This window comes from Nonomuraea sp. NPDC050643 (assembly GCF_040654715.1).
GTDB lineage: Bacteria > Actinomycetota > Actinomycetes > Streptosporangiales > Streptosporangiaceae > Nonomuraea.
Window position 1 is genome coordinate 168,227 of record NZ_JBFAIM010000010.1, and the last position, 25,182, is coordinate 193,408.

21 protein-coding genes are annotated in these 25,182 nt (G+C 72.8%); 14 read left to right on the forward strand and 7 right to left on the reverse strand.

Annotated features, from left to right (window positions below; all coding sequences use genetic code 11):
* Nucleotides 1-73: 73 nt before the first annotated feature.
* Nucleotides 74-409, reverse strand: a complete 336-nt coding sequence (locus AB0I15_RS15595; RefSeq protein WP_358095137.1) for a helix-turn-helix transcriptional regulator — start codon at nucleotides 407-409, stop codon at nucleotides 74-76.
* A gap of 91 nt (nucleotides 410-500) precedes the next feature.
* Between AB0I15_RS15595 and AB0I15_RS15600 the strand changes: the two genes are divergently transcribed.
* The 6 genes from AB0I15_RS15600 (at nucleotide 501) to AB0I15_RS15625 (ending at nucleotide 5,122) form a co-directional block, all read left to right on the forward strand.
* Nucleotides 501-1,499: a zinc-dependent alcohol dehydrogenase family protein gene (locus AB0I15_RS15600; RefSeq protein WP_358095139.1), complete on the forward strand. Its 999-nt coding sequence runs from the start codon at nucleotides 501-503 to the stop codon at nucleotides 1,497-1,499.
* Nucleotides 1,500-1,599: 100 nt separating this feature from the next.
* Entirely contained in the window at nucleotides 1,600-2,160 is a 561-nt protein-coding gene (locus tag AB0I15_RS15605) for an RNA polymerase sigma factor (RefSeq protein WP_358095140.1), read from the forward strand.
* A gap of 2 nt (nucleotides 2,161-2,162) precedes the next feature.
* On the forward strand, nucleotides 2,163-2,774 hold the full coding sequence (locus AB0I15_RS15610) for a hypothetical protein (protein ID WP_358095142.1): 612 nt from the start codon (nucleotides 2,163-2,165) through the stop codon (nucleotides 2,772-2,774).
* A 122-nt stretch (nucleotides 2,775-2,896) separates the two neighbouring features.
* Nucleotides 2,897-3,328, forward strand: a complete 432-nt coding sequence (locus AB0I15_RS15615) for a DUF6194 family protein (RefSeq protein WP_358095144.1) — start codon at nucleotides 2,897-2,899, stop codon at nucleotides 3,326-3,328.
* Between the two features lie 86 nt (nucleotides 3,329-3,414).
* Nucleotides 3,415-4,251, forward strand: a complete 837-nt coding sequence (locus AB0I15_RS15620; RefSeq protein WP_358095145.1) for a MurR/RpiR family transcriptional regulator — start codon at nucleotides 3,415-3,417, stop codon at nucleotides 4,249-4,251.
* Nucleotides 4,252-4,288: 37 nt separating this feature from the next.
* Entirely contained in the window at nucleotides 4,289-5,122 is an 834-nt protein-coding gene (locus tag AB0I15_RS15625) for an aldo/keto reductase (RefSeq protein WP_358095147.1), read from the forward strand.
* Nucleotides 5,123-5,132: 10 nt separating this feature from the next.
* Here AB0I15_RS15625 and AB0I15_RS15630 read toward each other — a convergent pair whose 3' ends face one another.
* The 3 genes from AB0I15_RS15630 to AB0I15_RS15640 all read right to left on the reverse strand — a co-directional run bounded on the left by AB0I15_RS15630 (nucleotide 5,133) and on the right by AB0I15_RS15640 (nucleotide 10,742).
* On the reverse strand, nucleotides 5,133-5,714 hold the full coding sequence (locus AB0I15_RS15630; protein ID WP_358095149.1) for a hypothetical protein: 582 nt from the start codon (nucleotides 5,712-5,714) through the stop codon (nucleotides 5,133-5,135).
* Between the two features lie 59 nt (nucleotides 5,715-5,773).
* On the reverse strand, nucleotides 5,774-7,567 hold the full coding sequence (locus tag AB0I15_RS15635; RefSeq protein ID WP_358095151.1) for a DJ-1/PfpI family protein: 1,794 nt from the start codon (nucleotides 7,565-7,567) through the stop codon (nucleotides 5,774-5,776).
* Nucleotides 7,568-7,730: 163 nt separating this feature from the next.
* Nucleotides 7,731-10,742, reverse strand: coding sequence for an AAA family ATPase (locus AB0I15_RS15640; RefSeq protein ID WP_358095153.1), 3,012 nt, complete (start codon nucleotides 10,740-10,742; stop codon nucleotides 7,731-7,733).
* A gap of 124 nt (nucleotides 10,743-10,866) precedes the next feature.
* Here AB0I15_RS15640 and AB0I15_RS15645 point away from each other — a divergent pair, with 124 nt between their 5' ends.
* The 4 genes from AB0I15_RS15645 (at nucleotide 10,867) to AB0I15_RS15660 (ending at nucleotide 16,809) form a co-directional block, all read left to right on the forward strand.
* Nucleotides 10,867-11,460 (forward strand): SDR family oxidoreductase, encoded by a 594-nt coding sequence (locus tag AB0I15_RS15645; RefSeq protein WP_358095155.1) that lies wholly within the window; start codon nucleotides 10,867-10,869, stop codon nucleotides 11,458-11,460.
* Nucleotides 11,461-11,503: 43 nt separating this feature from the next.
* Nucleotides 11,504-11,974, forward strand: coding sequence for a ribonuclease E activity regulator RraA (rraA, locus tag AB0I15_RS15650; protein WP_358095157.1), 471 nt, complete (start codon nucleotides 11,504-11,506; stop codon nucleotides 11,972-11,974).
* Nucleotides 11,975-12,213: 239 nt separating this feature from the next.
* On the forward strand, nucleotides 12,214-14,928 hold the full coding sequence (locus tag AB0I15_RS15655; protein ID WP_358095159.1) for a Tat pathway signal sequence domain protein: 2,715 nt from the start codon (nucleotides 12,214-12,216) through the stop codon (nucleotides 14,926-14,928).
* Nucleotides 14,929-14,985: 57 nt separating this feature from the next.
* Complete coding sequence (locus AB0I15_RS15660; RefSeq protein WP_358095161.1) at nucleotides 14,986-16,809, forward strand: hypothetical protein; 1,824 nt, start codon at nucleotides 14,986-14,988, stop codon at nucleotides 16,807-16,809.
* Here AB0I15_RS15660 and AB0I15_RS15665 read toward each other — a convergent pair.
* Nucleotides 16,794-17,768: a histidine kinase gene (locus AB0I15_RS15665; RefSeq protein ID WP_358095163.1), complete on the reverse strand. Its 975-nt coding sequence runs from the start codon at nucleotides 17,766-17,768 to the stop codon at nucleotides 16,794-16,796. The two genes, AB0I15_RS15660 and AB0I15_RS15665, sit on opposite strands and share 16 nt — an antisense overlap.
* A gap of 131 nt (nucleotides 17,769-17,899) precedes the next feature.
* On the opposite strand from AB0I15_RS15665, the gene AB0I15_RS15670 reads away from it, so the two are divergent.
* Complete coding sequence (locus AB0I15_RS15670) at nucleotides 17,900-18,256, forward strand: arsenate reductase family protein (protein WP_358095165.1); 357 nt, start codon at nucleotides 17,900-17,902, stop codon at nucleotides 18,254-18,256.
* A 16-nt stretch (nucleotides 18,257-18,272) separates the two neighbouring features.
* Here the strand turns inward: AB0I15_RS15670 and AB0I15_RS15675 are convergent, their stop codons facing one another.
* Nucleotides 18,273-19,961 carry an aromatic amino acid ammonia-lyase gene (locus tag AB0I15_RS15675; RefSeq protein ID WP_358095167.1) on the reverse strand — a complete coding sequence of 563 codons (1,689 nt, stop codon included), beginning with the start codon at nucleotides 19,959-19,961 and terminating at the stop codon, nucleotides 18,273-18,275.
* Nucleotides 19,962-20,079: 118 nt separating this feature from the next.
* Entirely contained in the window at nucleotides 20,080-21,495 is a 1,416-nt protein-coding gene (locus tag AB0I15_RS15680) for a HAMP domain-containing sensor histidine kinase (RefSeq protein ID WP_358095169.1), read from the reverse strand.
* 226 nt (nucleotides 21,496-21,721) lie between these two features.
* Between AB0I15_RS15680 and AB0I15_RS15685 the strand changes: the two genes are divergently transcribed.
* From AB0I15_RS15685 to AB0I15_RS15695, 3 genes are all read left to right on the forward strand, one after another.
* Nucleotides 21,722-22,621, forward strand: a complete 900-nt coding sequence (locus tag AB0I15_RS15685; protein WP_358095171.1) for a CHRD domain-containing protein — start codon at nucleotides 21,722-21,724, stop codon at nucleotides 22,619-22,621.
* A gap of 52 nt (nucleotides 22,622-22,673) precedes the next feature.
* Nucleotides 22,674-23,903: a VCBS repeat-containing protein gene (locus AB0I15_RS15690; protein WP_358095172.1), complete on the forward strand. Its 1,230-nt coding sequence runs from the start codon at nucleotides 22,674-22,676 to the stop codon at nucleotides 23,901-23,903.
* A gap of 121 nt (nucleotides 23,904-24,024) precedes the next feature.
* Nucleotides 24,025-25,182 carry an alkaline phosphatase PhoX gene (locus AB0I15_RS15695; protein ID WP_358095174.1) on the forward strand — a complete coding sequence of 386 codons (1,158 nt, stop codon included), beginning with the start codon at nucleotides 24,025-24,027 and terminating at the stop codon, nucleotides 25,180-25,182.

Genomic DNA, 25,182 nt, shown 5'->3' on the forward strand with positions numbered 1-25,182 from the left:
TCATACCGTCAGATCACGCCCGAGCCGCGTTGTCCAGGGCCGGGAGCCGATCGGGAGCGGGCGTGGGGCGCCCTCAGTCGCCGCGCCCGGCCACCAGCGCGCGCAGCAGCCCGGGGAAGGCGGCGTCGATCTCGTCGCGGCGCAGCCCGTTCATGCGGGAGGTGCCCGCGTAGTACTGGTGAATGAGACCGGCCTCGCGCAGCACGTTGAAGTGGTGGGTGGCGGTGGACTTGCTGACCGGCAGGTCGATCGTGCCGCAGCTCAGGTCCTGGCGGGCGGAGTAGAGCTCGCCGACGATGTGGCGGCGCACCGGGTCGACCAGGGCTTCGAGCACCTGCTGCAGGGTGATCGTGGTGATGTCCGGGTGAGGTGGGACGCGGTCCTGCCCGGTTCGCCGTGTGGTCGCCATGGCCCCCATAGTACGACAGTCATCGAAGTTTGACGGCCATCGTACTTTCGTGCTTGGGTGAGGCGTCATCGACGCGAAGGGATGAGGGGCGATGGCCAGAACGGTGCGGTTCCACGAGCTCGGCGGGCCGGAGGTGCTGCGGCTGGAGGACGTCGAGACCGGCGCGCCCGGCCCCGGCGAGCTGCTGATCAGGGTGGACGCCATCGGCCTCAACCGGGCCGAGGCGCTGTTCCGCGGCGGTGACTACATCGAGCCGGTCAAGGAGTTCCCCGCCCGGCTCGGCGCCGAGGCCGCAGGCGTGGTCGAGGCCGCCGGCGCCGGGGTGCCCGGGTTCGAGCCGGGCCGGTCGGTCAGCGTGGTGCCCGCGTTCTCGATGAACGACTACGGCGTCTACGCCGAGCGCGCGATCGTGCCCGCCGCCGCGGTGGTGCCCCGTCCCGCCGGGCTCGGCGCGGTCGAGGGGGCGGCGGTGTGGATGCCCTTCCTCACGGCCTACGGGGCGCTGGTGGAGACCGGCGGGATGCGCGCGGGCGACACGGTCGTGCTGACCGCCGCCTCCAGCAGTGTGGGCCTGGCCGCGATCCAGGTCGCCGAGCGCGTCGGCGCCACGCCGATCGCCACCACCCGCACCCGCGCCAAGGCGGAGCGGCTGCGCGCGGCCGGGGCGGCGGAGGTGATCGTCGCCGGTGAGGAGGACGTCGTGACACGGGTGCGCGAGCTGACCGGAGGCCGCGGCGCCGCGCACGTCTTCGACGCCGTCGCCGGTCCCGGCGTGCGAGAGCTCGCCAAGGGGGTCGCCCCCGGCGGCTCGCTCATCCTGTACGGCATGCTGAGCGGCGAGCCGACCCCCTACCCGGGGTTCGAGCTGGGCATGCCCGCCCTGAGCCTGCGCACCTACACCGTCCACGAGACGACCACCGACCCGGAACGGCTGCGCCGCGCGGCCGCGTTCGTCCTGTCCGGCCTGCGTGCCGGGGCCTTCCGGCCGGTCGTGGACCGCGTTTTCGGCCTGGACGAGATCGTCGAGGCCCACCGCCACCTGGAGTCGGGCGCCCAGATCGGCAAGATCGTGGTCACCGTGGACCACTGAGACCGAGCAGGCCGGAGCTCGGGGTGGACGGGGCGGTGAAGGTTTTCGGCTCGGCGCGGTAAGTACAGGTGACCGCGTTCGCCGAGAAAGGCCGACACGCATGACCATCCCCCGCGAAGTCGAGGCCGATGACGCGACCCTCATCGAGCGGTCGCTGAACGAGCCCGAGCTCTTCGCCGTCCTGTTCGACCGGCACGCACCGCTGCTGCACCGCTACGCCGCCAGGCGGCTGGGGGCCGGCGAGGCGGAGGACGTGGTGGCCGACACCTTCCTGGCCGCCTTCCAGCATCGGGGCGATTACGACAGGGGCCGCTCCGATGCCCGCCCATGGTTGTACGGCATCGCCTCCAACCTGATCGGAAAGCGGCGGCGTACCGAGCAGAGCCTCTACCGCGCCTACATCCGCAGCGGCGTGCACCCGGCGGAGACCCCGGGCCGGCAGGTCGAGGACGGGCTCAACACCCTGGCCGTCAACCGCCCGCTGGCACGGGCCCTGCTGCGGCTCAAACCGGACGATCGCAGTGTGCTGCTCCTCGTGGCCTGGGCCGAGCTGAGCTACCAGGAGGTCGCCGACGCGCTGGCCATCCCGCCGGGCACCGTCGCCTCCCGGCTGAACCGGGCCAGGAACCAGATCCGCCAAGCGCTGGGACAAGGAGAATGACCATGGACCCGCTGTCCTCCATGTGGGAGACCGTTCCCCCCGCCACCCCCGACGACCTCGCGGGGGCGAGGCGGCGGCTGCTGGAGGGGATGCGCACCCGGCGGCGCCGCGTCGTCACCGTGCCCCGGCTGCTGGTCGTGGCCGGTGTCGTGACCGCGGCCGTCGTCACCCCGCTGATCGCGGGGACCGGGACGAGCGCGTACGCGGTGATCGAGCGGCCCGACGGGACGATCGCGGTGACCGTCAACGAGCTGCGCGACCCCGAAGGGCTGGCGGCCGAGCTGGCCGCGGTCGGCGTCAAGGCCGACATCACGTTCCTGGAGCCGCGCACACGCTGCGCGGTCCCGCGCTTCGAGAGCGTGGACGGGGCGTACGGCGGGCCGCCTCTCTCGAAGGAGGAGCTCATGAGGGAGACACGGCGCTGGCGTTCGGTCAAGGCCACCCGGCCGATCTCGGTACGGGAGATCGGCATCCTCCCGGAGCACATCGGGCCGGACGAGACGCTCGTGCTGGAGTTCCGCGACAACCAGAACGCCGACGTGCCCTGGACCATGGGCGCCTGGCTGGCCAGGAGCGGCACCCCCGTACACCCGTGCGACCGCGTCCCCGCCTGACACTCATCTTTGAGACTTGCCGCCGCTCGATGCAGGGAAATGCGCTGAAACCTTCACTGGGAGCGTCAATGAAACAATTGACGTGACCCAGTGAGGAGGGCATCGGCGTGGACGCTGCGGCCATGACGCGCTACATCAGCGAGACCTTCGACCAGGCCCGGGGCGTGGAAAGCTCCGGGGACACGTTCTTCACCTACGGCCCGCCCGGAGACCAGTGGCTGCTCTTCGCCACGGTCGTGACCGGCGACACCTACGACTCGGTCTCCGACCTCGGCGCGGCAGGCTCGTACCGGCTCAACATCGGCCTGACCAAGGCCACCTACACCTCCCGTTTCGGCCCCCGGCCGACGCGTCGCGACGAGCACGGCGTGCTGGAGACGGGATTCGACCACTCCCGCCGGGACGAGGTGATGCCGCATCCGCACTACGCCTCCCAGCACTGGGTGTGCGTGGTCGACCCGGCCACGAAGACGCTCGGCGACGTGCGGGCCCTGCTGGACGAGGCGTACCGGTTCGCCGCCCGCAAGCACGCCAACCGCCACCGGCGGGGGTGAGCGCAGGTCGTCGAGCCGTCTCCTGGGGAGCACCCTAGGGATTGCCCTGGGACGGGCGGAATTTGGTTCTCTGTTAGCCTTCCCTTGTGGAACGGAATTCTCTGGCGGCGGTCGTGCGGGCCGGGCTCGCCGGGCTGCACGACGCCGAGGCGCGGGTCGCGCAGGTCGTGCTCGAGCAGGGGGCGGCGCTCGTGCACCAGAGCGTGAGCGACGTGGCCGGGCTGGCCGGCACGTCCGCCTCCACCGTCGTACGCGCCTGCCGCCGGCTCGGCTTCCGTGGCTACCAGGAGCTGAAGCTCGCGGCGGCCCGGGAGACGCCCCAGGACGACGGGCCCGGCGACGACGCCGACCCCACCGCGAGGGTGCTGGCCGCGACGGTCCGGGCCGGGCAGGAGGCGCTCGGCGGGCTGGCCGCCACCCTGTCGCCCACCGACCTGCGCGCCGCCGCCGAGGCCATCGGCCACGCCCGCCGCGTGCTCGTCGCCGCCACCGGGCTGTCCGGCGCCACCGCCATCGACGCCGCCTACCGGCTGCGGGCCCTCGGGCTGGCCGTGGACCTGCCGCCCGACCCGCTCACCGCCCACCTGGCCGCCGAGCTGCTGCCCGAGTCCTCCGTCTGCCTGGCGATCAGCCACAGCGGCGCCACCCGCAGCACGGTCGACACCGCCCGCCGCGCCCGCGCCGCCGGGGCGCAGGTCGTGGCGGTCACCAGCTACGCCCGCTCGCCGCTGACCGAGCTGAGCACGTGGGCGCTCGTCGGCGGCGGCCAGGACCTGGTCTTCGGCATGGAGGCGGTGGCCGGCCGGCTGGCCCATCTCACCGTCATCGACACGCTGACCATGATCGTGCTCGCCCTGCGCGGAGAGCCGGCCGAGCGGGCGGTCTCCGCCTCGGCCGAGGTCACGGCCAGCCACAGCTACTGAGACAGCACGACCGGCCAGAGCCATCGAGAGGGACACCGTGATCAGTCAGAGCTTCGACATCGCCGGCGAGCTGCGGGTGAACCGTCTCGGCTACGGCACCGGGCAGCTCACCGGGACCGGCTACTGGGGGCCGCGGCTGGAGCCCGGCCAGGCGGTCGCCGTGCTGCGGCGCGCCGTCGAGCGCGGGGTCACGCTGGTCGACACGGCCGACAACTACGGGCCCGACCTGGCCGAGGAGCTGGTGGCGCGGGCGCTGCACCCGTACCCGGAGGAGCTGGTGATCGCCACCAAGGGCGGAGTCGTGCGTACGGGGCCCAACGTGTGGCACGTCGCCGGGCGGCCCGAGCGGCTGCGGGCCATGTGCGAGGCGAGCCTGCGCCGGCTCAGGACCGAGACGATCGACCTCTATCAGCTCCACCGGCTCGACCCCGACGTGCCGTCGGCCGACCAGCTCGGCACACTCGCCGAGCTGCGGCAGGAGGGCAAGATCCGGCACATCGGCCTCGACACGGTCACCGCGCCGGAGCTCGAACGGGCGCTGGAGCTGGCGCCGATCGCCTCCGTGCAGAACCGCTACAACGTTCTCGACCGCGAGTCCGAGCCGGTGCTGCGGATCTGCGAGGAGCGGGGGCTGGCGTTCCTGCCGTGGTTCCCGCTGGGCAACGGCTCGCTGGCGGCGGCGGACGGGCGGCCGGCGGAGGTGGCCGCGCGGCTGGGGGCGAGCAGCGGGCAGGTGGCGCTGGCGTGGCTGCTGCACCACTCGGCGGTCATCCTGCCCACGCCCGGCACGGGCTCGCTCGCCCACCTGGAGGAGAACCTCGACGCCGCCGCCCTCCGGCTCACCCCCGAAGACCTGGCCGCCCTGTCATAGCCCGGGGCCCTCAGACCCACACCCGGGGCTGGTGCGGCACGGACGTCAGCCCGCCCAGGAACAGGCGCTGCTGCTGGTACATGTACGGCATGAACACCCGGAACGCGATCCCCGCCCGGTGCTCCATGTCCACGCACACGGCGTCGGTGCTTCCGGGCGGCCGTCCCTCGTCCTGCTGCTGCCAGTCGCTCAGGCGGGCGATCGTGACCTCCTGCGGCACGCCCTCGCCCACCGACCGCATCCGCACCTTGTAGCCGAGCGCCATGCACCGCAGCTCCGCCGCCCGCCCGGTGATCTCGCCGAACATCCTGTTCAGCGCGGTCAGCACGGCTCCCTCGTCGTAGTAGTAGTCGACCTCGTAGTCCGCGACGCCGTCCATCATCCCGTCGGCCAGGACGATGCCCGACGGGGGCAGCAGGACGGACGTCACCGCGCCCGTGCGGAGCGTGTTCTCGGCGCCCTGGAGCTGCGCCCGCAGGCACGCGTTCAGGTCGGCGTGCACGTCGGGCGGCAGGGCGCCCGGGTTCAGCGACTGGAGGGGTTCGGCGTACGTGGGACCGGAGCCATCGACGGACGGGTGCCAGGAAAGCATGATCCACACCATAACCGGCCTTCATCCGAGCCAGACCGGCGCCGGCCGCCTCCCGGCCGTCACGGACGGCTCCGCGAGGCCCGTACCCGGCGGAACACCAGGCCGGCCCCAATCGCCACGGCGGCGCCCAGCAACGCGAGCACCAGGGGGACGATCGTCGCGGCCCACGGCCAGGCGCTGCCGCTCAGCTCGACGTCCAGCACCGGGTACTCGAGGGTCTTCGCCGTCCACCGGGCCGTCTGCACGTCGTAGGTGCGGGCGATGTCGCGCAGCACGGGGTCGAACGCGAACTCCGCGCTGACGTGCAGATATTCGGGGCGCTTGCCCCCGCCCCCGCCCCCGCCCCCGCCCCCGCCTCCGCCTCCGCCTCCGGTGACGTCCGCCGCGCGATCGCGCGCCGCGTCCAGCCCGGGGACGAGGAGCCGGTCGAGGCCGGCCGCCGACGCCACCGTCGAGCGCGGCACGAACGTCAGGCCGTGCCTGGAGCGGACCGGGCCGTCCGCCACCGCGACGGTGCGCCCGACCATGGCGTGCTCGGTGTAGGAGATGAACGCCGACGCCAGCTCCAGCTCGCCGACGCCCTCGACGAGCCGCACGCCGATGTCCGACGGCCCGGTCTGGTACGAGGCGTTGAGCCCGACGACCGCGTCCGCCGCCTCCAGACGGGACTCGGGGATCCCTCCGGCTGCGCCGGGGGAGTAGTGACGCCAGTGGACCCTGCTCGCCGCCTCGCGGGCGGCGTCCATGCCGACCAGGCGCTCCAGGATCCGCAGGCCACCGTCGATGCCGGACAGCACGCCGGCCGTGGTGATCATGTTGCCGTCGTCGACGTACCGCACGCCGCTCGACCAGTCGACCTTGCCGAAGTCGGCGCGCAGCCCCGACAGCCGCAGCCAGTGGGAGGTCGCCCGCCTGCCGTCCAGCAGCCCGCTGCCCGCCAGCGTACGGGCCCCGTTGCAGACGCTGACGGTCAGCGCGCCGGCCTCCGACTGGCGCCGCAGCCAGTCGTTGATCGAATCCCGCTCCGCCGGGGCCGGCGGCTGCAGGGCCGGGACGATCACGGCGTCGAGACGGTCCCGCCGCTCGACCATGAGGTTCGTGAGCTGGTCGAACGTCAGGTCGGGCACGAGATCCAGGCCGCCGGTCAGGGGCATCAGCCGGGCCTCGGCCGACACCACGTACGTGTTCACCCGGCCGCTGCCCGCCAGCACCTCGTACGGCCCCAGCAGGTCGGCCACGTTGGTGCCGCCGCCGAGCAGCAGGGCCACCGTGGGCTTCGCCGGATCGTGGGCCGCGGCCTTCGACGCCGGCTGGTTCGACGCCGGCTGGACCCGCACGGCGTCCGGGCGCGCCCGGTAGAGGTCGCCGAACTTGCCGACCGTGTTCACCCCGGACACCGCGGCCGGGACCAGCAGCGCCACCAGCACGACGGCGCCCCGCTTCAGCCACGCGGGCCGGATGCCGAGCCTGTGCCGGTGCCGCGTGTACTCCTCGCGCCGCCGCAGCATGGCCAGGCCCATGAAGACGAACATGAGCACATGACCGGCCGACATCACCATCTCTCCCGATAAGACGCCGAACCAGTACGGGACCAGCAGGATCAGGAACGGCGCGAACATCGCCGCGCCCATCTCGGCGATCGCGCCCCAGCCGTGGCGGCGGACCCGCATCCAGACCGCCATGCCGATGGTCATGTCGGCGGCCATGATCAGGACATCGACATCGACCCGGGTGACCTCCGGCAGCACCGCGCCCCACAGCGGGGCGAGCAGCAGCATGCCGAGCATCATCGCGACGACCATCTCGGCGTAGTGCCAGACGAACCGGCCGACGGTACGTGCTTTTGACATCATTTCCGGACTCCTGACGTGAGGGACGTGATGCCACAGACGTTAGGAACGCCGGCCCCGCCACCGAATCAGTGAAGTCGCCGGTCATCTGGCCGGGGCCTCCGGGCGGGGTCGTTCGGCGGAGTCGTTCGGTGCAGTCGTCAGGAGGGGTCGTCAGGAGGGGTCGTCAGGAGGGGCGTTCGGCGAGGACCAGCCGCATGAGCTCGGCGCGTGAGGTGATGTCGGCCTTCTGGAAGACCTTGCGCAGGTGGTAGTCCACGGTGCGCGGGCTGAGGAAGAGCTGCGCGGCGATCTCCCGGTTGGTCAGCCCCTCGCCGACGGCCAGCGTGATGCGCAGCTCCTGCGGCGTGAGCGTGCTCAGGGCCCCCGCCTCAGGGGTGCGCGCCCGCGCCGACTCCCCGGTCGCCCGCAACTCACCCAGCGCCCGTTCGGCCCAGGCCAGCGCGCCGACACGGCGGAACCCCTCCGCCGCGCCCCGCAGGTGCCGCTGAGCCTCGGTACGCCGCCGCTCACGCCGCAACTGCTCGCCGAGCAGCAGTTCGGTGCGGGCGCACTCCAGCGGGGCGTCGGACAGGCCGTGCAGGCGCAGGCTCTCCGCGTAATGGACGCCCGCGTCGGCGTCGCCGCCGACCAGCGCGCGGCAGCGGGCCGCGAGGGCGCCCAGCTCGGGGGAGGGGGTGTGCGCGGTCCACCTCTCGTATCGCGCCGTGGCCGCGGCGGCCCGGTCGTGCTCGCCGGCCCGGACCAGGGCCTCGACCAGGTCGGGGACGACCTCCATGGCCAGGTCCGCGGGCGGGTCGCCGTCCCGGTCGCCGATCGCCTCGAAGTGCCGCGCGGCCTCGCCCGGACGGCCCGCGACCAGCTCGACCAGGCCGAGCGCCCGCCTGGCGTACGCGGAGGCGTCGCACAGCTTGCGGCCGCTCGCCTCGGCCAGCACCTCACTCGCCAGCTCGCCGGCCTCCGGCCTGCCTCGAAGCGCCGCGCACAAGGCCAGCAGGCCCCGGTTGCGGCAGGCGGTGTTCGGCTGTCCGGCGTCCTCGGCGAACTGGCAGCCCTCCTCGGCATGGGCTTCGGCCAACCCGTACCGGCCGCGTGCGATCTCGTCCACGGCCTGGTATTCGAGGTTCCAGGCGAGCGCGCCAAGGGATCCGGTGGTACGCGCCAGCCGCCCGGCGTCGCGATACAGCCGCCGGCTCAGCTCGTGATCGCCCAGCCGCCGGGCGATCGCCCCGGCCAGGGTCATCGTGACCGGATCACTGAGCGCCTCGACCTGGGCCCGATCGTCTCCCGCGCCCCCACCCTGAACCCGGCCACCGGCCGCAGCACCACCATCCGCCGCCGACCCGGAATCACGACCGGCAAGCACGGGGCCGTGACCGCCCGGCGGCTCGACGCCAGGCCCGGTTCGGGCCGGGCTGTGGCGGTGGGGCGGCTCGGGGTCGGGGCCAGGAAGGGCCGGGCTGTGGCCGTGGGGCGGCTCGGATTCGTGGCCGGCGAGGGCGGGGTCGTGGCCGGTTCGGGCGAGGCTGAGCCGGTGCAGCAGGCGCAGCACCGCGTCCTCCGGGTCGCCGGACGCGGTGCCGGGCCGCCGGATGTGGGGTGACTGCGAGGGTGAGGTGCCCGACAGCGGGGTGAGGTCGTCGAGCCAGGTCGCGAGGTCGGACCAGGCCTGGGGGTGGTTGGCGCGGGAGCCGAGGTCGCCGTACATGGCGATGGTCGGGGTGAAGAGGCGGCGGTCGATGCGCAGCGCGCGGGGGATCCACGGACGGATGAGGTCCAGCGCGTCCTCGGTGGAGCCGGCGAATTCGGCCACGATCGCCCTCACCGCGGCCAGCGCGATCCGGTCCGCCTCGGCCAGGTGGGGCTCGCGGTCGGCACGTTCGATCAGCTCGGCCGCCACGGTGGTGAATCCGCCCTGGACGGCGGCGAGCGCGGCGCTCCACAACCGCCGCCCCCGGCGCGGGCCGTCCGCGGTGAGCTCGGCCGCCCGCCTCAGCGCGGTCATGGCCGCGGCGGGCCCGCCCCGCAGCGCCGCCTGCTCGGCCGAGCGTTCGAGCTGTTCGGCGGCCTGCTCGTCATGGCCGACGGCGGCCTGCCCGAGGTGCCAGGCGCGCCGGTGCTGGTCGGCCTGCGAGTCGAAGGCGGAGGCCAGCGCCCGATGGATCGCCGCCCGCCGGTTGACCGTGGCGCTGTGATAGATCGCCGACCTGATCAGCGGATGCCGGAACACCAGCCGTGGCCCGTCGTAGGTCAGCAGTTCGTCGAGCTCGGCGCGGTGCAGCGGATCGGTGGTGATCCGCAGTGAGGTGGCCGCCCGGTCGATGGTCTCCACGCCTCCCGAGCCGTCGGCGGCCATGAGCTGCAGCAGCGGCAGGGCCGAGGCGTGACGCGCGCGCACCTTCTCCAGGAACGAGCGCTGTAGCTCGTCGGTCATGGCCAGCGGTTCCTGTGCGCCCTCCGGCGGGACCTCGGTCCCGGCGAGTTCGAGCAGGGCGAGGGGGTTTCCGCCGGTGGCGGTCAGGAGGCGGCTGCGCTCGGCGTCGGTCAGCCGCCGCCCGGACGCGCTCCTGCCCCTGCCCCCGCTCCCGTCCGTGTCGCGCTCGACCAGGAGGGCCAGGGCCGCGTCCGGTTTGAGGCCCATCAGGGGTACGCGGCGCAGGTTGGGCAGGCCGGTGTCGTGGCCCTCGTCGGCGCGGGCGGCCAGCGCCACCGCGATGGGTTCGTTGTCCAGCCGCCGTGCCACGAACGCCAGCGTCTTCAGCGTCGGCTGGTCCGCCCAGTGCGCGTCGTCGATGACGCACAGCACGGGCCGCTCCCCGGCCACCAGCGACAGCAGCGACAGCGTGGACAGCGCCACCAGGAACGGATCGGGCGGCGTGCCGTGCGCGCGTCCGAACAGGATGTTCAGGGCCTGCGCCTGCGGGCCCGGCAGCTCCTCCACCGACCCGAGCGCCGGAAGCAGGAGCTGGTGCAGCGTGGCGTAGGCCAGCTCGGCCTCCGGCGCGACGCCCACCGCGCGCAGCACCCGGAAACCGGCGGCCCGCTGCTCCGCATGCGACAGCAGCGCGGTCTTGCCGATGCCGGGCTCCCCGTGCAGGACGACCCCGCCGCCGTGTCCCTCGCCCGCTTGCCGCAGCAACGAATCCAGGAGTTCGATCTCGGCGTCTCTCCCCAGCACACGGCGAGCATAGAAAGCCCGGGAACCGGTGACAACGCCTACGGGACCGGCGACTTCACTGATGCGGGCCCGGCGACCCCGCTCCTAGCGTCGGCCAGAGGTCACCAGTGAAGCCGAGGTCGCCATGGCAGGGGAAGCGTTGTCGGGCCGTACCGTCATCGTCGCGGGCGCCGGCCGGGCCATCGGCGCCGCCGTGTCGTGGGCGCTGAGCAGGGCGGGAGCCCGGGTGGTCCTCGCCGCCCGCGACGGCCGGGCGATCGAGGAGTTGGCCGCGCGCATCGGCGCGGCGGGCGGTCACGCGGTCGCCGTCCCCACGGATCTCGCCGATCCGGTGTCGGTGCGGCGGCTGGTGGAGCAGACGCTCGGCGCGTTCGGCCGGCTCGACGCCGCCTTCAACCACGCGTACACGCGTGCGGTGTCCCTGGCCATGACGTACGAGCTCCCCTCGATGCGGCCCGGTGGCCGCATCGTCAACCTGGCCCCGACCGCCTCGGTGATCGAGCTGACCCGTGCGGCGGCGCGGGACCGCGCCGGCTCGGGGGTCCGGATCAACGCCGTGACCACCGGGCCCGGCGGCGGCCCGGAGGACGTCGCCGGCGCCGTCGTGTGGTTGTGCTCCGACGACGCGTCGCTGGTCAGCGGCGAGACGCTGACGGTCTCGCCCGCACCCGCCGGCGGGCCGCCCGGGACGTACGGCGGGCGAGCGCCGGGCCGGTAGCGTGGCGCGAACACCACACGGAACAGGATGGGGAGACCCCGGCATGAGCATGGCCACGGCGGACCTCTACGACGAGCGCGGCGACGAGCTCGACTCGTGCGACCTTCAGCTACGCCAGTACGGCGGCCGGGCCGCCTTCCACGGCACGATCGCCACCGTCCGCTGTCACCAGGACAACGTCCTGCTCAGGTCGGCCCTGATGGAGCCGGGCGCCGGCCGGGTGCTCGTCGTGGACGGGGGCGGCTCGCTGCACTGCGCGCTCATGGGCGACGTCATCGCCGGGCTCGCGGTCGCCAACGGCTGGGCGGGCGTGGTCATCCACGGCGCCGTACGCGACGTCGTGGCCCTGCGCGAGCTGGACCTCGGCGTCAAGGCGCTCGGCTCCAATCCGCGCAAGAGCGCCAAGGAGGGCGACGGCGAACGCGACGTGCCCGTCACGTTCGGCGGTGTCACCTTCAGCCCCGGCGCTGAGCTGTTCAGCGACGACGACGGGATTCTCGTCACTAGAGGGTAAGCGCTTTCCGATAGAGGGAACAGGTTGATTAAAACGCTTCCCTAACATCCGTGCAAGCCCCGGCGTGCGGTGAACTTCGCCGCCGGGCATCCGGACGCCATCGGCCTGGGGTTGTCGCTGCAAACGCATACCCGACGAAGCCGTTCACCCTTGACAGGGTTGCCCCGCCATGCTGCGATCAGCGCTTAGTAAACGGTTAAACAATGCGCCGATCCCACGTGGAGCCCCCCATGGCGATGATGTCCCGACGTAACTTGCTCCTCACCGCGGCGGCGGTCGGCGCCGCCGGACAGATCGGCTGGACGGCCGGCCCGGCGAGCGCCGCGCAGAAGGCCGCGGCGGCCGGCCCGCTCGAGGACGGCGTCCAGCTCACGTGGCTCGAAGGCGGCGCGCCGAAACAGCTCGCCGCCGGGTCCACCTGGGGGGTGCCGTGGCCGAAGGGCACCGTGGCCAAGGATCAGGCGTTCGCGTTGCGTACGGCGGCCGGTCAGCAGGTGCCGGTGCAGACGTGGGCGACGGCGTACTGGCCGGACGGGTCGCTGAAGTGGACCGCGCACGCCATCGGCGCCGAGGTGGCCCCGGCCGAGCGATACGTGCTCGCCGCCGGCGCCCCCGCCGCGCCCGCGACCGCCGTGACCGTCAGGGACGGCCGCGACGAGGTCGAGGTGGACACCGGCGTGATCAGGTGCCGGATCCCCAGGAAGGGCGACAGGCTCGTACGCGCCATCCTGCGCGGCGAGACCGAGATCGCCCGCGACGGCGAACTGGTCTGCCTGCGCCAGGACGAGATCGACGACGACGAGGGCGGCTCGGTGAAGACCGAGCGGTTCACCGGCCGGACCGAGAAGGTGACGGTCGAGCAGTCGGGCCCGGTCCGCGCGGTGGTCCGGATCGAGGGCGCGCACCGGCGCGGCGGCCGGTCGTGGCTGCCGTTCACCGTGCGCCTGTACTTCTACGCCGGCGGCGACGGCATCCGCGCGGTGCACAGCTTCGTCTACGACGGCGATGAGAAGAAGGACTTCGTCCGCGGCCTCGGCATCCGGTTCGAGGTGCCGATGCGCGGCGAGCTGTACAACCGGCACGTACGCTTCGCCGGCCCCGGCGACGGCGTGCTGTCGGAGGCGGTGCGCGGCATCACCGGCCTGCGCCGCGACCCGGGCGCGGCGGTGCGCCAGGCGCAGGTCGCCGGGCAGGCCACCCCGCCGGTCGAGACGTGGGACCCCCGGGTCGGCTCACGCCTGCACCTCATCCCGGCCTTCGGCGACTACACGCTGCGCCAGCTCACCGCGGACGGCTTCCAGATCCGCAAGCGCACCAAGGCCGGGCACGGCTGGATCCCGGTGGACGCCGGGAGCCGGGCGGGCGGCCTCGGCTACGTGGGCGGCCCCGAGGGCGGGTTCGCGTTCGGCATGCGCAACTTCTGGCAGTTGCACCCCACCGGGCTCGACATCCGCGGCGCGGCGGGCGACAGGGCCGAGGTCACGGTGTGGCTCTGGTCGCCCGAGGCCGGGCCGATGGACCTGCGCTTCTACCACGACGGCCTGGGCCAGGACACCTACGCCGAGCAGCTCGAAGGGCTGGAGATCACCTACGAGGACTACGAGCCGGGCTTCGGCACCCCGTACGGCATCGCGCGTACCACGGAGCTGGTGTTCTGGGCCCTCGCGGCCACCCCCGCCGCCGGGAGGATCGCCGAGTTGACCGCTGCCGTACGGACGCCGCCGCTGGTCGTCGCGCCCCCGGCGCACCTGCACGCGGCCCGGGTGTTCGGCGACTGGTCGCCGGTGGACCGCTCGACCCCGGCCAGGAGGCTGATCGAGGACCGGCTCGACTTCCTGTTCGACCACCACAGCAAGCAGACCGAGCAGCGCTCCTGGTACGGCTTCTGGGACTACGGCGACATCATGCACAGCTACGACGGCGACCGGCACGTCTGGCGCTACGACGTCGGCGGCTACGCCTGGGACAACTCCGAGCTGTCCACCGACCTGTGGCTCTGGTACCACTACCTGCGCACCGGCAAGGCCGAGGCGTTCCGCTTCGCCGAGGCCATGACCCGCCACACGGGCGAGGTCGACGTCTACCATCTGGGCAAATGGCGGGATCTCGGCACCCGGCACGGCGTGCAGCACTACGCCGACAGCGCCAAGCAGGCCCGCATCAGCAACGCCGGCTACCGCCGCTTCCTCTACTACCTGACCGCCGACGAGCGCATCGGCGACCTGCTGCGCGACCTCGTGGACGTGGACAGGACGTTCCTGGTCCTGGACCCCATCCGTAAGATCCGCACGGAGCCGTACGAGCCGGACCCGCACGCGCTCGGCGTCAGCACCGGCACCGACTGGAGCGGCCTCGCGCTGGCCTGGCTGACCGAGTGGGAGCGCGGCGGCGCTCCCGTCGCCAAGGAGAAGCTGCTGAACGGCATGCGCTCGATCGCGGCGATGCCCAACGGGTTCGTGCGCGGCAGCGGCCTGTACGACCTCGACGACGGCACCTTCAAGCCCACGGAGCCCGCGGTCAGCGTCGGCTCGCTCGGCGCGGTGTTCGGCCTGGTCGAGCTCTGCAGCGAGCTGATCTCCGCGACCGGCGACGAGGCGTTCACCAAGGCGTGGCTGCAGTACTGCCGCCTCTACAACGGCACCGCCGCCGAGCAGCAGGCCGAGACCGGGCAGTCGTTCGGCAACCAGAACCTGCGCCAGGCCCACTCCCGGCTCACCGCCTACGCCGCCGCCAAGCTCGGCGACGCCACCCTGGCCGCGCGGGCGTGGAAGGAGTTCGACACCGGCCACGCGGGCTACCCGCGGACCCTGGAGTTCGCGTCGGTGCGGGTGGAGGGGCCGAAGGTGCTCAAGCCCGTCGACGAGGCCGCCTTCACCTCCGCCAACGCCTCCGCGCAGTACGGCCTGGCCGCCATCCAGTGCCTCGCCCTCGTGGGCGACCACCTTCCCGCATAGACAGATCACCCTCCCGCACGGACAGACCACCTTCCCGCACGGACAAAGGAGGTCCCCATGAAAGCCTTACGCCGAGCCGCCGTCACCGCCTCGGCGATCCTGGCCCTGAGCACGGCCGTGGTCGCCGTCCCCACGTCCGCGAGCGGCGCGGCCGCCCGCCCGATGGAGAACCTCGGCCGCGGCGTCGTCGCCGTGCGTTCGAGCGCCACGAGCGTCCTGGTCACCTGGCGGCTGCTGGGCCTCGACCCCGACGGCATCGGCTTCAACGTCTACCGGTCCACCGCCGGCGGCGCGGCCGTCAAACTCAACGCCGACCTGCTGACCGGCGGCACGAACTTCGTGGACGCCACGGCCGATCTCACCCGGCGCAACAGCTACTACGTCCGGCCGGTGATCGACGGAGTCTGGCAGCCGGCGAGCGAATCCTTCACGCTGACCGCGAACCACGCCGTCGAGCCGGTGGTCCGCGTCCCGCTGCGCGCGGGCGGCCCGGTGAAGTTCACCTGGGCCGGCGACCTCGACGGCGACGGCGCCTACGACTACGTCATCGACCGGCAGACCTCCCCCCAGACGATCGAGGCCTATCGAAGCGACGGCACGTTCCTGTGGTCGGTCAATATGGGGCCCAACAGCACCGACCAGGACAACATCGAAGGCGGCTCGGCCACCATCGACGTCGGCCACAACGACGGTGTCACGGTCGGCGACCTCGACGGCGACGGCCGCGCCGAAGTCGCCGTGCGGGTCGCGAACGGGGTCACCTTCGGCAACGGCGCCAGGCACACCGAGAGCGACAACGTCCGCCAGTCCATCGCCATCCTCGACGGCCGGACCGGCGCGCCCCGGGCCACGGCGCCCGTTCCCACGGACTACCTGGCCGACGGCCCGCTGTACGCCCGCTTCGGCATCGGCTCCCTCGACGGCACCGGCAACAGCCTGGTCGCGTACATGAAGAACCGCGTCGGCGACGGCGGCTTCAACCTCGTCTACACCGCCTGGAAGTTCACCGGCGGCGCCCTGACCAGGCAGTGGAAGTTCCTGCGGGGCAACCAGGACCTCCCCGACGGCCACAACACCCGCATCGTGGACGTCGACGGCGACGGCAGGGACGAGGTCGCCGAGATCGGGTTCGTGCTCAACGGCGACGGCACCCTGCGCTACTCGCTGGCCGGCGCGGGCATCATCCACGGCGACCGCTTCCACATCGCCAAGATGGACCCGAGCCGTGCCGGCCTGCAGGGCTACGGCGTGCAGCAGGTCAACCCCAGCGGCCTGCGCGAGTACTACTACGACGCCCGCACCGGCGCCATGATCTGGAAGCACGTCCAGGCGGGCACCGCCGACGTCGGGCGCGGCATGGCGGGCGACATCGACCCGCGCTTCCCCGGCATGGAGGTCTGGTCGTTCTCCGGCCTCTACAACGCCCGCACCGACCAGCTCACCGAACCCGACACCTCGCTGCGGCCGTGGCCGCAGCTCGGCCTGTGGTGGGACGGCGACGTGACCATGGAACTGCTCAACGACGGCAAGTTCGAGAAGTGGAACCCGGCCGACCCGAGGCCGACCAACAGCCTGCCGCGGCTGCTCACCGCCTCGCAGTACGGTGCGGTCACCGCCGCCCAGGGCGGGCCGACCCTGGTGGGCGACCTTCTCGGCGACTGGCGCGAGGAGGCCGTCTACACCAACGCGGGCCACAACGAGCTGATCGTCTTCACCACGAACCAGCCGAGCACCACCCGCCTGTACACGCTCGCCCACAACCCCGCCTACCGCAACGGCATGACCCTCAAGGGGTACATGCAGTCCCATCACGTCGACTACTTCCTCGGCTCCGGGATGACGAAGCCGCCCCGGCCGAACATCACCTACGCGGGGGCCTGAGCCTCCGCGTGACGCCCGCGGGCGGTGGCGGTCACCCCGGCAGGAGGGCCGCCACCTCCGTGCCGCCCGCGGCGCGCGGCCCGATCACGCAGGTGCCGCCGACCTCCTCGGCGCGGGCGCGCATGAGCGCGGCGCCCTGGCGGCGCTGCTCGGGCAGGCCGATCCCGTCGTCGGACACCGTCAGCCGCAGCGCCGGGGTCGCCGGTCAGGCTGCGCCGCGCCTCGTCCATGCTGAGCGCGAGGCTCGTCAGCGTGGGCCCGAGGTGGTCGTGCAGGTTGCGCCGCAGCCTGTGCCGCTCCTCCTCGCGGGTGACGAGCATGCGCTCACGCGAACGCCGCAGATCCGCGCTGAGCCGTACGGCGTGCGCGACCTCCGCGAGCTGCCTGGCCAGCATCCCGAGCAGGGCCGGGTCGCGGGGCTCGCCCGAGACCAGCAGCCGCCCCAGCGACCTGCCCTGCCACTCCAGCCGGACGACCGACAGGTCAGGGCCCGGTTCGCCGTCGGCCACGCTGCGGACCCGCCCGCCGGGCAGCACCACCTCGACCGCGACCCCGTCCGCGCCGAGCGTCAGCCGGGTGGCCGTGACCGCCGAGGCCAGCGCCTCCACCGGCCCGTCGGCCTCGCGCATGCTCCGGCTCACCCGGTCGGCCAGCCGGTACGGGTCCAGCTCGACGTTGATCAGCCGGTTCACCAGCTCCCGCAGGCGCAGGCGGGCGGGATGGAACAGCGCGCCCGCGGCCAGGGCGGCGGCCGGCCCCGACCACGAGCCGAGCCGGCCGCCCACCCCGATGATCCCGAAGTAGACGACGCCCAGCACGGCGGTGAGCAGGAGGTACACCAGGGCGAGGTTGAGCACGACGACCGCCCGGCCGCGCCCGTCCATGCGCGACAGGACCGCCGCCTTGACCAGCAGCGGCCCCGCCGCCTTCACCAGGACGAGCCTGACGTTCCTCCGCATCTGCGGGCATCCTAGAACGCCCGCCCGGCACGGGCCCACCAGTCGTGAACGATGCCATCCCGCAGCCGGCGACGAGGATGCAGGCTCACCGGGGCGCCCGAAGAGCGGTTGTGCGGATACGGTCGGGTGTCATGGAGATCTGGATCAACCCCGCGTGCTCCAAGTGCCGCTCCGCGCTGTCCGTGCTGGACGCCGAGGCCGCCGACTACACCGTGCGCCGCTATTTGGAAGACCCGCCGAACGAGGCCGAGATCCGCGAGGTCCTGGCCAAGCTCGGCCTCGAACCCTGGGACCTCACCAGGACCGGTGAGCCGCGGGCGGCCGAGCTCGGCCTGGACGCCTGGCCGCGCGACTCGCGCAGCCGTGACCGGTGGGTCAAGGCGCTGGCACAGAACCCCGTCTTGATCCAGCGGCCGATCATCACGGCCGACGACGGGTCGGCGGTGGTCGGCCGCTCGGAGGAGGCCGTGCGTTCGGTGCTGCCCTAGCCGGGCCGGACGTGGCTCATGTCGCGACGGACGGCCGCAGCCGCCGGTTGTGCACCAGCCAGATCGCCCGCTCCAGGTCGGGGGTGAGATAACGATCCTCGGCCAGGGGCCGGACGTACCGCCTGAGCTCGGCGTGCAGGCTCCGCGTGGCGGTCCCCAGCGGCAGGCCCGCCATCTTCGGCGCGATGAGGTCGATGCCCTGGGCCGCCATCAGGTACTGGACCGCCAGGACGATCTCGAGCCGGTCGAGGTTCTCGTGCAGGTGCCGGACCGAGGCCATCGCCATCGTGTTGTGGTCCTCCTGCCCGTCCTTGACCGGCCGGGACAGCGTCCCCGCCGGCGTGGACCTGACCTGCATCTCCGGGACGAGGGCGGCGGCCACCGTCTGGACCTGCACCATGCCGGAGTTCAGGCCGACCGGCTCGCCCGCCAGGTTGGCCGGCAGGCCGTAGCTCCACCGGGGCGACAGCAGCCGGCCCGACAGCTCCTGCGACAGCACCCCGACGTCGGTGATCTCCGCGTTCAGGGAGTCGGCGAGATGGCCCATGACGGAGCCGTCCCAGTTGCCGCCCATCACGAACTCGTACCCCTGGCCCCTCTTGCGCTTGAAGACCAGCGGGTTGGAGGTCGAGGCGTTGGCCTCGCGTACGAGGGTCCTGCGGGCGTCGGCGAGCACCTGCCGCAGGCCGGCCATGATGTGCGGCGCCGCCCGCACCGACACCGCGTCCTGGATGCGGGGCTCGTAGTTCGCCGGGTCGAGACGCCTGCGGCCGTCCTCCGTCATCCAGCCCGAGCCCGCCACCATCGCCCGCAGCCGGGCGGCGATCGCGTCCTCTTCGGGGATACGGCGCTCCTGGTGGGTACGCGCGTCGAGCGAGCCCTGCTCGGCCCGTGTCGCCTCCATGAACAGGGCGAAGGCGCCCTCCGCCTGGTCGGCCAGCGCGGTGGCCCGGTGCACGGCGTCCAGCAGCGAGGCCGCCAGGACCGTGCTGCCGCTGATGATCGGCAGCGCCTCCCCGGCCTGGAAGGCGAAGTCCCTGGGCAGCCCGGCCTGCGGCAGCAGCCGGGAGGCGGGGCCCTCCTGACCCCGGAAGCGCACCGGCGCGTCCTCGCCGAGCGCGGCCAGCCCCGCCGCCGCCTGCGGCTGCAGGTCGCCGGTGCCCAGTGAGCCGATCTGCGGCATCCGGGGCACGACGCCGGCGTTGACCATCGCCAGCAGCCGCTGGGCGACCTCGGGGCGTACGCCGACCCGGCCCCTGGCCATCTGGTTCGCCTTGAGGATCAGGGCCAGCCTGACCACGTTGTCGGGCAGCGGCTCCCCGACGCCGGAGGCATGGGAGCGCAGGATGTTGCGCTGGAACTGCTCGGCCTGCTCAAGGGAGAGCGGACGGTCCTTCAGCGGCCCGAGCGCCTGGTTCCAGCCGTACACACGCTGACCGTCCAGGGCCCTCAGCGCGCCCGCCCGCGTCTCGTTCATCGTCGCCTGCGCGGCCGCCGCGAGGCTGGCGGCGACGGGCCGGCCGTCGAGGATCGCGAAGGCGTCCCGGAGCGAGAGCGAATCGCCGTCCAGCACCAGGGTCATCGGCGCCGCCGCCGCGGCGGGGGCGGGGCGGCTGGGCTCGTCGGCGACCGCCTGCCCGGGCACGCACAGGGCGGTGAGCAGGCCCACTCCCGTGGCCGTTCGTCCTATTTTGGTGATCAACACGGTTTCCCCGCCCTTGCGACGAAGGTCAATGACGCTCCGTTATAGGCATCGGACAAAGGGGCGCCAAAAGTGGCGCAACACCGGTGGGGAGAACGCTGACCGGCTCTGGGGCGAGCGTTTACTCCTGTCCCTGCTCCTCCACCGGCTCCGCGGCCGACTTCTCGGGCGGCTCCGCGGTCGTGAGCGGCAGCCGCAGCACGAACCGGGCGCCGACGTCGGAGTCCTCGAGGGCCAGCGTGCCGCGGTGGGCGATCGCGATCTCGCGGGCGATGGGCAGGCCGAGCCCGGTGCCGCCGGCGTCGCGGTTACGCGAGTCGTCGAGCCTGGTGAAGCGCTGGAAGACGATCTCGCGCTGGTCGGGCGCGATGCCCCCGCCGTCGTCGAGCACCTCGAGCAGGGCTTGCCCTTCTCGTCGCCACAGCGTCACGGCGATCTGCGACTCGGCGTGCCGCTCGGCGTTGTCCAGCAGGTTGGTCAGCAGGCGGGCCAGTTGCAACCGGTCGCCCGTGACGAGCGCGCCGCCTTCCACCCGCGTGACGACGTGCTTCGTGCGCGGCCTGGCGCTCTCCTTGACGACCAGGTCGCTCAGGTCCACCGTCTCGCGGCGGCTCGGGGCGTGCGCGTCCAGCTTGGTCAGCGTGAGCAGGTCCGTGACGATGGCCTGGAGCCGGTCGAGGCTGGCCAGCACCTCGGTGCTCGTCTCCCGCCAGTCGGTGTCCTCGGGGTGGAGCATGGCCTCCTCGACCTGGGCGCGCATGGCGGTGATCGGGCTGCGCAGGTCGTGCGAGGCGTCACCGGCGAACCTGCGCTGCCGCTCCATCGCGAGGTCCTGCTGCCGCATGGCGGTCTCCAGCCGCTCCAGCGTCTGGTTGGCGGTGTCGGCCAGGGCCCGGATCTCGTCGTCGGTCTCCGGCACGGGCACGCGCATCCCGCCGCCGCCCGCGCTGATCTCCGCCAGCCTCCGCGTGATGTCGCTGACCGGCGCGAGCGTCCTGTTCACGATCCGCGACACGCCCAGCCAGGCCAGCGCCACCAGGCCGGCCGCCACGCAGAGGTGGAAGACGAACACCTGGGGGCTGACGTACCAGGGGACGGTCCGGTCGAAGGCGTAGATGACGTAGGTCCCCTCCGGCTGGTACGCGCGCAGGGCGACCACGATCTCGCACTGTCCGGGAAAGGCGGGCAGGTCGCAGAGCTCCGTGACGTCGTTGGCCTGGTCGGAGCTCGGGAAGGCGGAGGTCTGGCGGGGCTCGCCGATCAGGTTCGGCGTCGAGGAGACCACCCACCCCGACGGATTGACCACCTGGATGCCGTCCAGCCCGCGCGGCGGGAGCAGGTCGGGCAACCGGCCCCGCTTGAGCTGCAGCAGGACCTGCAGGGCGGCTCCGGACACCTCGCGTGCCCGCACCTCGATGGCGTCGTCGCGCACCCTGATCAGGGCGAACGTGCTCACGACGATGTTCAGCAGCAGCATGGCGATGCTGGCGAGCAGTGCCAGCCGCGTCCGCAGTGACCGGCGCAACGGTGTTCTCACGCCTCCCCCTCCGGTCATCAGAAGATCACGGTTCGCCCGCTCGCCGCCAACTTAGGGAGATTCGTCGATAAATCCGGCTACGTCATAGCGAATTGTCCGGTTACGGACACTGTGGCGGGTTCGCCGGCCAGGGTGAAAGGGCTGAGACGGGACGAACCCAGAGTGACCATTGAACCCCGCGGGGAAGGCAGCCGTACCAGGCCGAGAGAGCATCGAAAGGGTAATCATGAACATGCGCACCCTCGCCGTCCCCGGCCTGTCAGTCGTCACGGTACTGATGGCCACCTTGGTGAGCCCGGCATCGGCGCAGGCCAGCACTCCCATTTACCTGGCCGCGTCGCTCAAAGGAGCCAACGAAGTGCCTGCAGAGGGGGTGAAGGTAGGAGATCAGGACGGCAGCGCGCTCGCCGTGTTCCGGATCCATGGCAACCGCGTCGACTACGCCGTCCGGTGGCAAAACGTGAACGCGCCCAGCGGGTTCCACATCCACCGGGGCGGGCCGGACGAGAACGGCGACGTCCGCATCCCGTTCCTGGGCGAGGCGCTGCCGGCCACGCTGCACGCCATCAAGGGCACGGTCCTGGTCAAGGACCGCAGCCTGCTCGGCCGCATCGTCAACAACCCCGGCAACTGGTACGCCAACCTGCACAACGCCGAGTTCGGCGGCGGCGCCGTACGGGCCCAGTTGCACCGGATCCGTCCCGTGGAGCTGGAGTCGGTGCTGTCGCACGGCTTCGGCAAGACGCTCACCGCGCGCGCCGACGGCGACCAGGAGGTGCCGGCGCCCAACACGAAGGTCGGCGACGGCAACGGCAGCGCCGGCTGGCTCGTGCAGCCCGAGGGCGACCGGGTGTGGTTCGCCAGCGCCTGGAGGCACATCGGGGCACCGGTCGGCGCGCACATCCACCGCGCCCCGAAGGGTAAGAACGGGCCCGTGGTCGTGCCCTTCTTCGCCGCCGAGAAGGGCCTGCCGGCCGGCATCAACGGCCTGGCGGGCAGCACCACCACCTCCGAGGCGACGGCCGGCCGCATCTGGAAGAACCCGAAGAACTGGTACGTGAACCTGCACACCGCCAAGTTCCCCGGCGGCGCGATCCGCGGCCAGCTCTACCGGGGCGACTGGTAAGCCCCCCGCGCCGTGCGGGCCCGGGCTCGTACGGCGCACTAAGCTCGGGCTTGTGCCGAGAAGGGTGATGATCTGGCTGGTGTCGGCCCTCCTCGTGCTCGCGGGCTGCGGTGACGGGCCCGAGCCCCGGGCGTCCGCCACCCCGTCTCCTTCCCGCCCCGCGGTCAAGCAGGGGCACCCCGACGACCTCGACGGTGACGGCCGCGCGGACCTGTTCGTCGAGGTGGACCTGGTCCGCAAGGACCTGCGCTACCTCGCGGCCGTCTACGGCTCGCCCCAGGGCCTCGATCCGGAAAGGCGCACGGTCATCTCGCCGGACACGTTCTCCTCGTGGCTGATCGACGTCGGCGTCAGGGCCGACCTCGACGGCGACGGGTTCGGCGACGTCCTGGGCTACGGCCGGCCGGGCGGCCCGGACGAGCGGATGCGCCCGCACGTCTTCTGGGGCGGCCCGCGAGGTCTCGGCGCGACGCCGGTGCCGGTGCCGCTGCCCGTGGCGAGCGACGCGGGCACCTACCGCGCCGTCGCCGGTGACTTCGACGGCGACGGCGCCGCCGACGTGGCCATGTCCACGCCGCCCGCCGCCGGCCAGGGCGACACCGACCTGGCCGTCCTGTACGGCCCCTTCAGCCGCGCGGGCGCCCCGGCCCGCCAGACCGTCCAGCCGTCCCCGACCGGTGCGGAGTTCTGGCGGATGACCGTGGACCGGATCGAGGGACGGCGCGCGACGGGGCTCATCGTGTACGAGGCCGACGACGGGGAGCAGACCTCCGGCCGGCTGCTCGCGGCCGGCCCCGGCGGCCTGGCGAAGCAGGGGCGCAGGCTGACCCCGGGCATGTCGGCCGCGTTCGGCGACTTCGACGGCGACGGCGCCAGAGACGTGGCCGTCGGCGACGACGGCAACCGCAACAACGAGCCCGGCTACGAGACGGAGGCGCCCTCGGTCCACGAGACCCTGACCGTCTCCTACGGGAACGGCCGTGCCACGACGTTCAAGGGCGCGGCGGGGCGGCTGGTCGCGGGCGACTTCGACGGCGACGGCCGCGACGACCTCGCCTTCGGCGGGCCGGACCGTCCCGTCCGGATGTTCTGGGGCGGCTCCGGCGGCCTGCGCGCCGGTGGTGGGATCGACGGGGTGGGCCGGGCCGCGCCGCTGTCGTCGGGCGACTACGACGGCGACGGGGACGACGAGCTCGCCTTCTCGCAGGGTGATGACGACTTCACGGTCATCGTGACGGACGGCAGGAAGGCGCTGACCCGGTTCGGCCTGCCGCCCGGATGAGCGGCTCGGCAGGTCCTGGTCGGCGGGACGTCCCTTCCGCTCCGGCGCAGGCGCGGCGACCCCTTCCCGTCCGGCCGTGAGTCGTTAGGTTTTCTGACAGCACCCTTTTCAAGGAGGCTCGATGGAACGTCGTCATTTCCTGCGCGCGTCGGTGCTCGGTGCGAGCACGGTCGCCTTCTCCGGCAGTCTCTGGCAGGGCGCCGCCCTGGCCGCGCCGGCCCAGAACGCCCCCGGTCCCTACGGCCCCTTACAGGCCGCCGACGCCAACGGCATCCACCTGCCGGCCGGCTTCACCAGCCAGGTGATCGCCCGCTCCCGCCAGGCCGTCCCGGGCACGTCCTACACCTGGCACGACGCCCCCGACGGCGGCGCCTGCTTCAGCGACGGCGCCGGCTGGATCTACGTCTCCAACTCCGAGATCAACCCGGGCGGCGGCGCCTCGGCCCTGCGGTTCGACGCGGGCGGCACGGTCACGTCGGCGTACCGGATCCTGTCCGGCACCAGGACGAACTGCGCGGGCGGGAAGACGCCCTGGGACACGTGGCTGTCGTGCGAGGAGGTCAGCAGGGGCTTCGTCTACGAGAGCGACCCGTTCGGCGGCGCCGCCGTGCAGCGTCCGGCGATGGGGCGGTTCAAGCACGAGGCGGCCGCCGCCGACCCGGTGCGGCGGGTGGTCTACCTGACCGAGGACGAGACGAACGGGCGCTTCTACCGGTTCGTCCCGGCGACGTGGGGTGACCTGTCCGCCGGCACCTTGCAGGTCCTGGTCGCCGGCTCCGCCACGTCGGGCGCGTTCACCTGGGCGAACGTCCCCGACCCCGACGGCTCGCCGACGGCGACGCGGAGCCAGGTGTCCGGGTCGAAGTCGTTCAACGGCGGCGAGGGCTGCCACTGCGCCGGCGACACGGTGTGGTTCACCACCAAGGGCGACAACCGGGTCTGGCAGGTCAACCTGGCCGACGGCACCTACGAGCTCGCCTACGACGACAGCCTCGTCAGCCCCGGCACCCCACCGCTCACCGGCGTCGACAACGTCACCGGCTCCGCCTCCGGCGACCTCTACGTGGCCGAGGACGGCGGCAACATGGAGGTCTGCCTCATCACGCAGGACGACAAGATCTCGCCGTTCCTGCGGATCAACGGCCAGAGCGCCTCGGAGATCACCGGGCCGGCCTTCAGCCCCGCCGGCGACCGGCTCTACTTCTCCTCCCAGCGAGGCACCTCGGGATCGTCGTCGGGCGGGATCACGTACTGCGTGACGGGTCCGTTCCGTACCTGA

Excerpts from the sequence above, each read along its gene's own strand:
- AB0I15_RS15600 (WP_358095139.1), top strand. The coding sequence starts at position 501 with ATGGCCAGAACGGTGCGGTTCCACGAGCTCGGCGGGCCGGAGGTGCTG.
- rraA (WP_358095157.1), top strand. The coding sequence starts at position 11,504 with ATGAGCATGGCCACGGCGGACCTCTACGACGAGCGCGGCGACGAGCTC.
- AB0I15_RS15595 (WP_358095137.1), bottom strand. The coding sequence starts at position 409 with ATGGCGACCACACGGCGAACCGGGCAGGACCGCGTCCCACCTCACCCG.
- AB0I15_RS15605 (WP_358095140.1), top strand. The coding sequence starts at position 1,600 with ATGACCATCCCCCGCGAAGTCGAGGCCGATGACGCGACCCTCATCGAG.
- AB0I15_RS15670 (WP_358095165.1), top strand. The coding sequence starts at position 17,900 with ATGGAGATCTGGATCAACCCCGCGTGCTCCAAGTGCCGCTCCGCGCTG.
- AB0I15_RS15665 (WP_358095163.1), bottom strand. The coding sequence starts at position 17,768 with ATGCGGAGGAACGTCAGGCTCGTCCTGGTGAAGGCGGCGGGGCCGCTG.
- AB0I15_RS15685 (WP_358095171.1), top strand. The coding sequence starts at position 21,722 with ATGAACATGCGCACCCTCGCCGTCCCCGGCCTGTCAGTCGTCACGGTA.
- AB0I15_RS15695 (WP_358095174.1), top strand. The coding sequence starts at position 24,025 with ATGGAACGTCGTCATTTCCTGCGCGCGTCGGTGCTCGGTGCGAGCACG.
- AB0I15_RS15660 (WP_358095161.1), top strand. The coding sequence starts at position 14,986 with ATGAAAGCCTTACGCCGAGCCGCCGTCACCGCCTCGGCGATCCTGGCC.
- AB0I15_RS15630 (WP_358095149.1), bottom strand. The coding sequence starts at position 5,714 with ATGCTTTCCTGGCACCCGTCCGTCGATGGCTCCGGTCCCACGTACGCC.
- AB0I15_RS15655 (WP_358095159.1), top strand. The coding sequence starts at position 12,214 with ATGTCCCGACGTAACTTGCTCCTCACCGCGGCGGCGGTCGGCGCCGCC.
- AB0I15_RS15615 (WP_358095144.1), top strand. The coding sequence starts at position 2,897 with ATGACGCGCTACATCAGCGAGACCTTCGACCAGGCCCGGGGCGTGGAA.
- AB0I15_RS15645 (WP_358095155.1), top strand. The coding sequence starts at position 10,867 with ATGGCAGGGGAAGCGTTGTCGGGCCGTACCGTCATCGTCGCGGGCGCC.
- AB0I15_RS15610 (WP_358095142.1), top strand. The coding sequence starts at position 2,163 with ATGGACCCGCTGTCCTCCATGTGGGAGACCGTTCCCCCCGCCACCCCC.
- AB0I15_RS15635 (WP_358095151.1), bottom strand. The coding sequence starts at position 7,567 with ATGATGTCAAAAGCACGTACCGTCGGCCGGTTCGTCTGGCACTACGCC.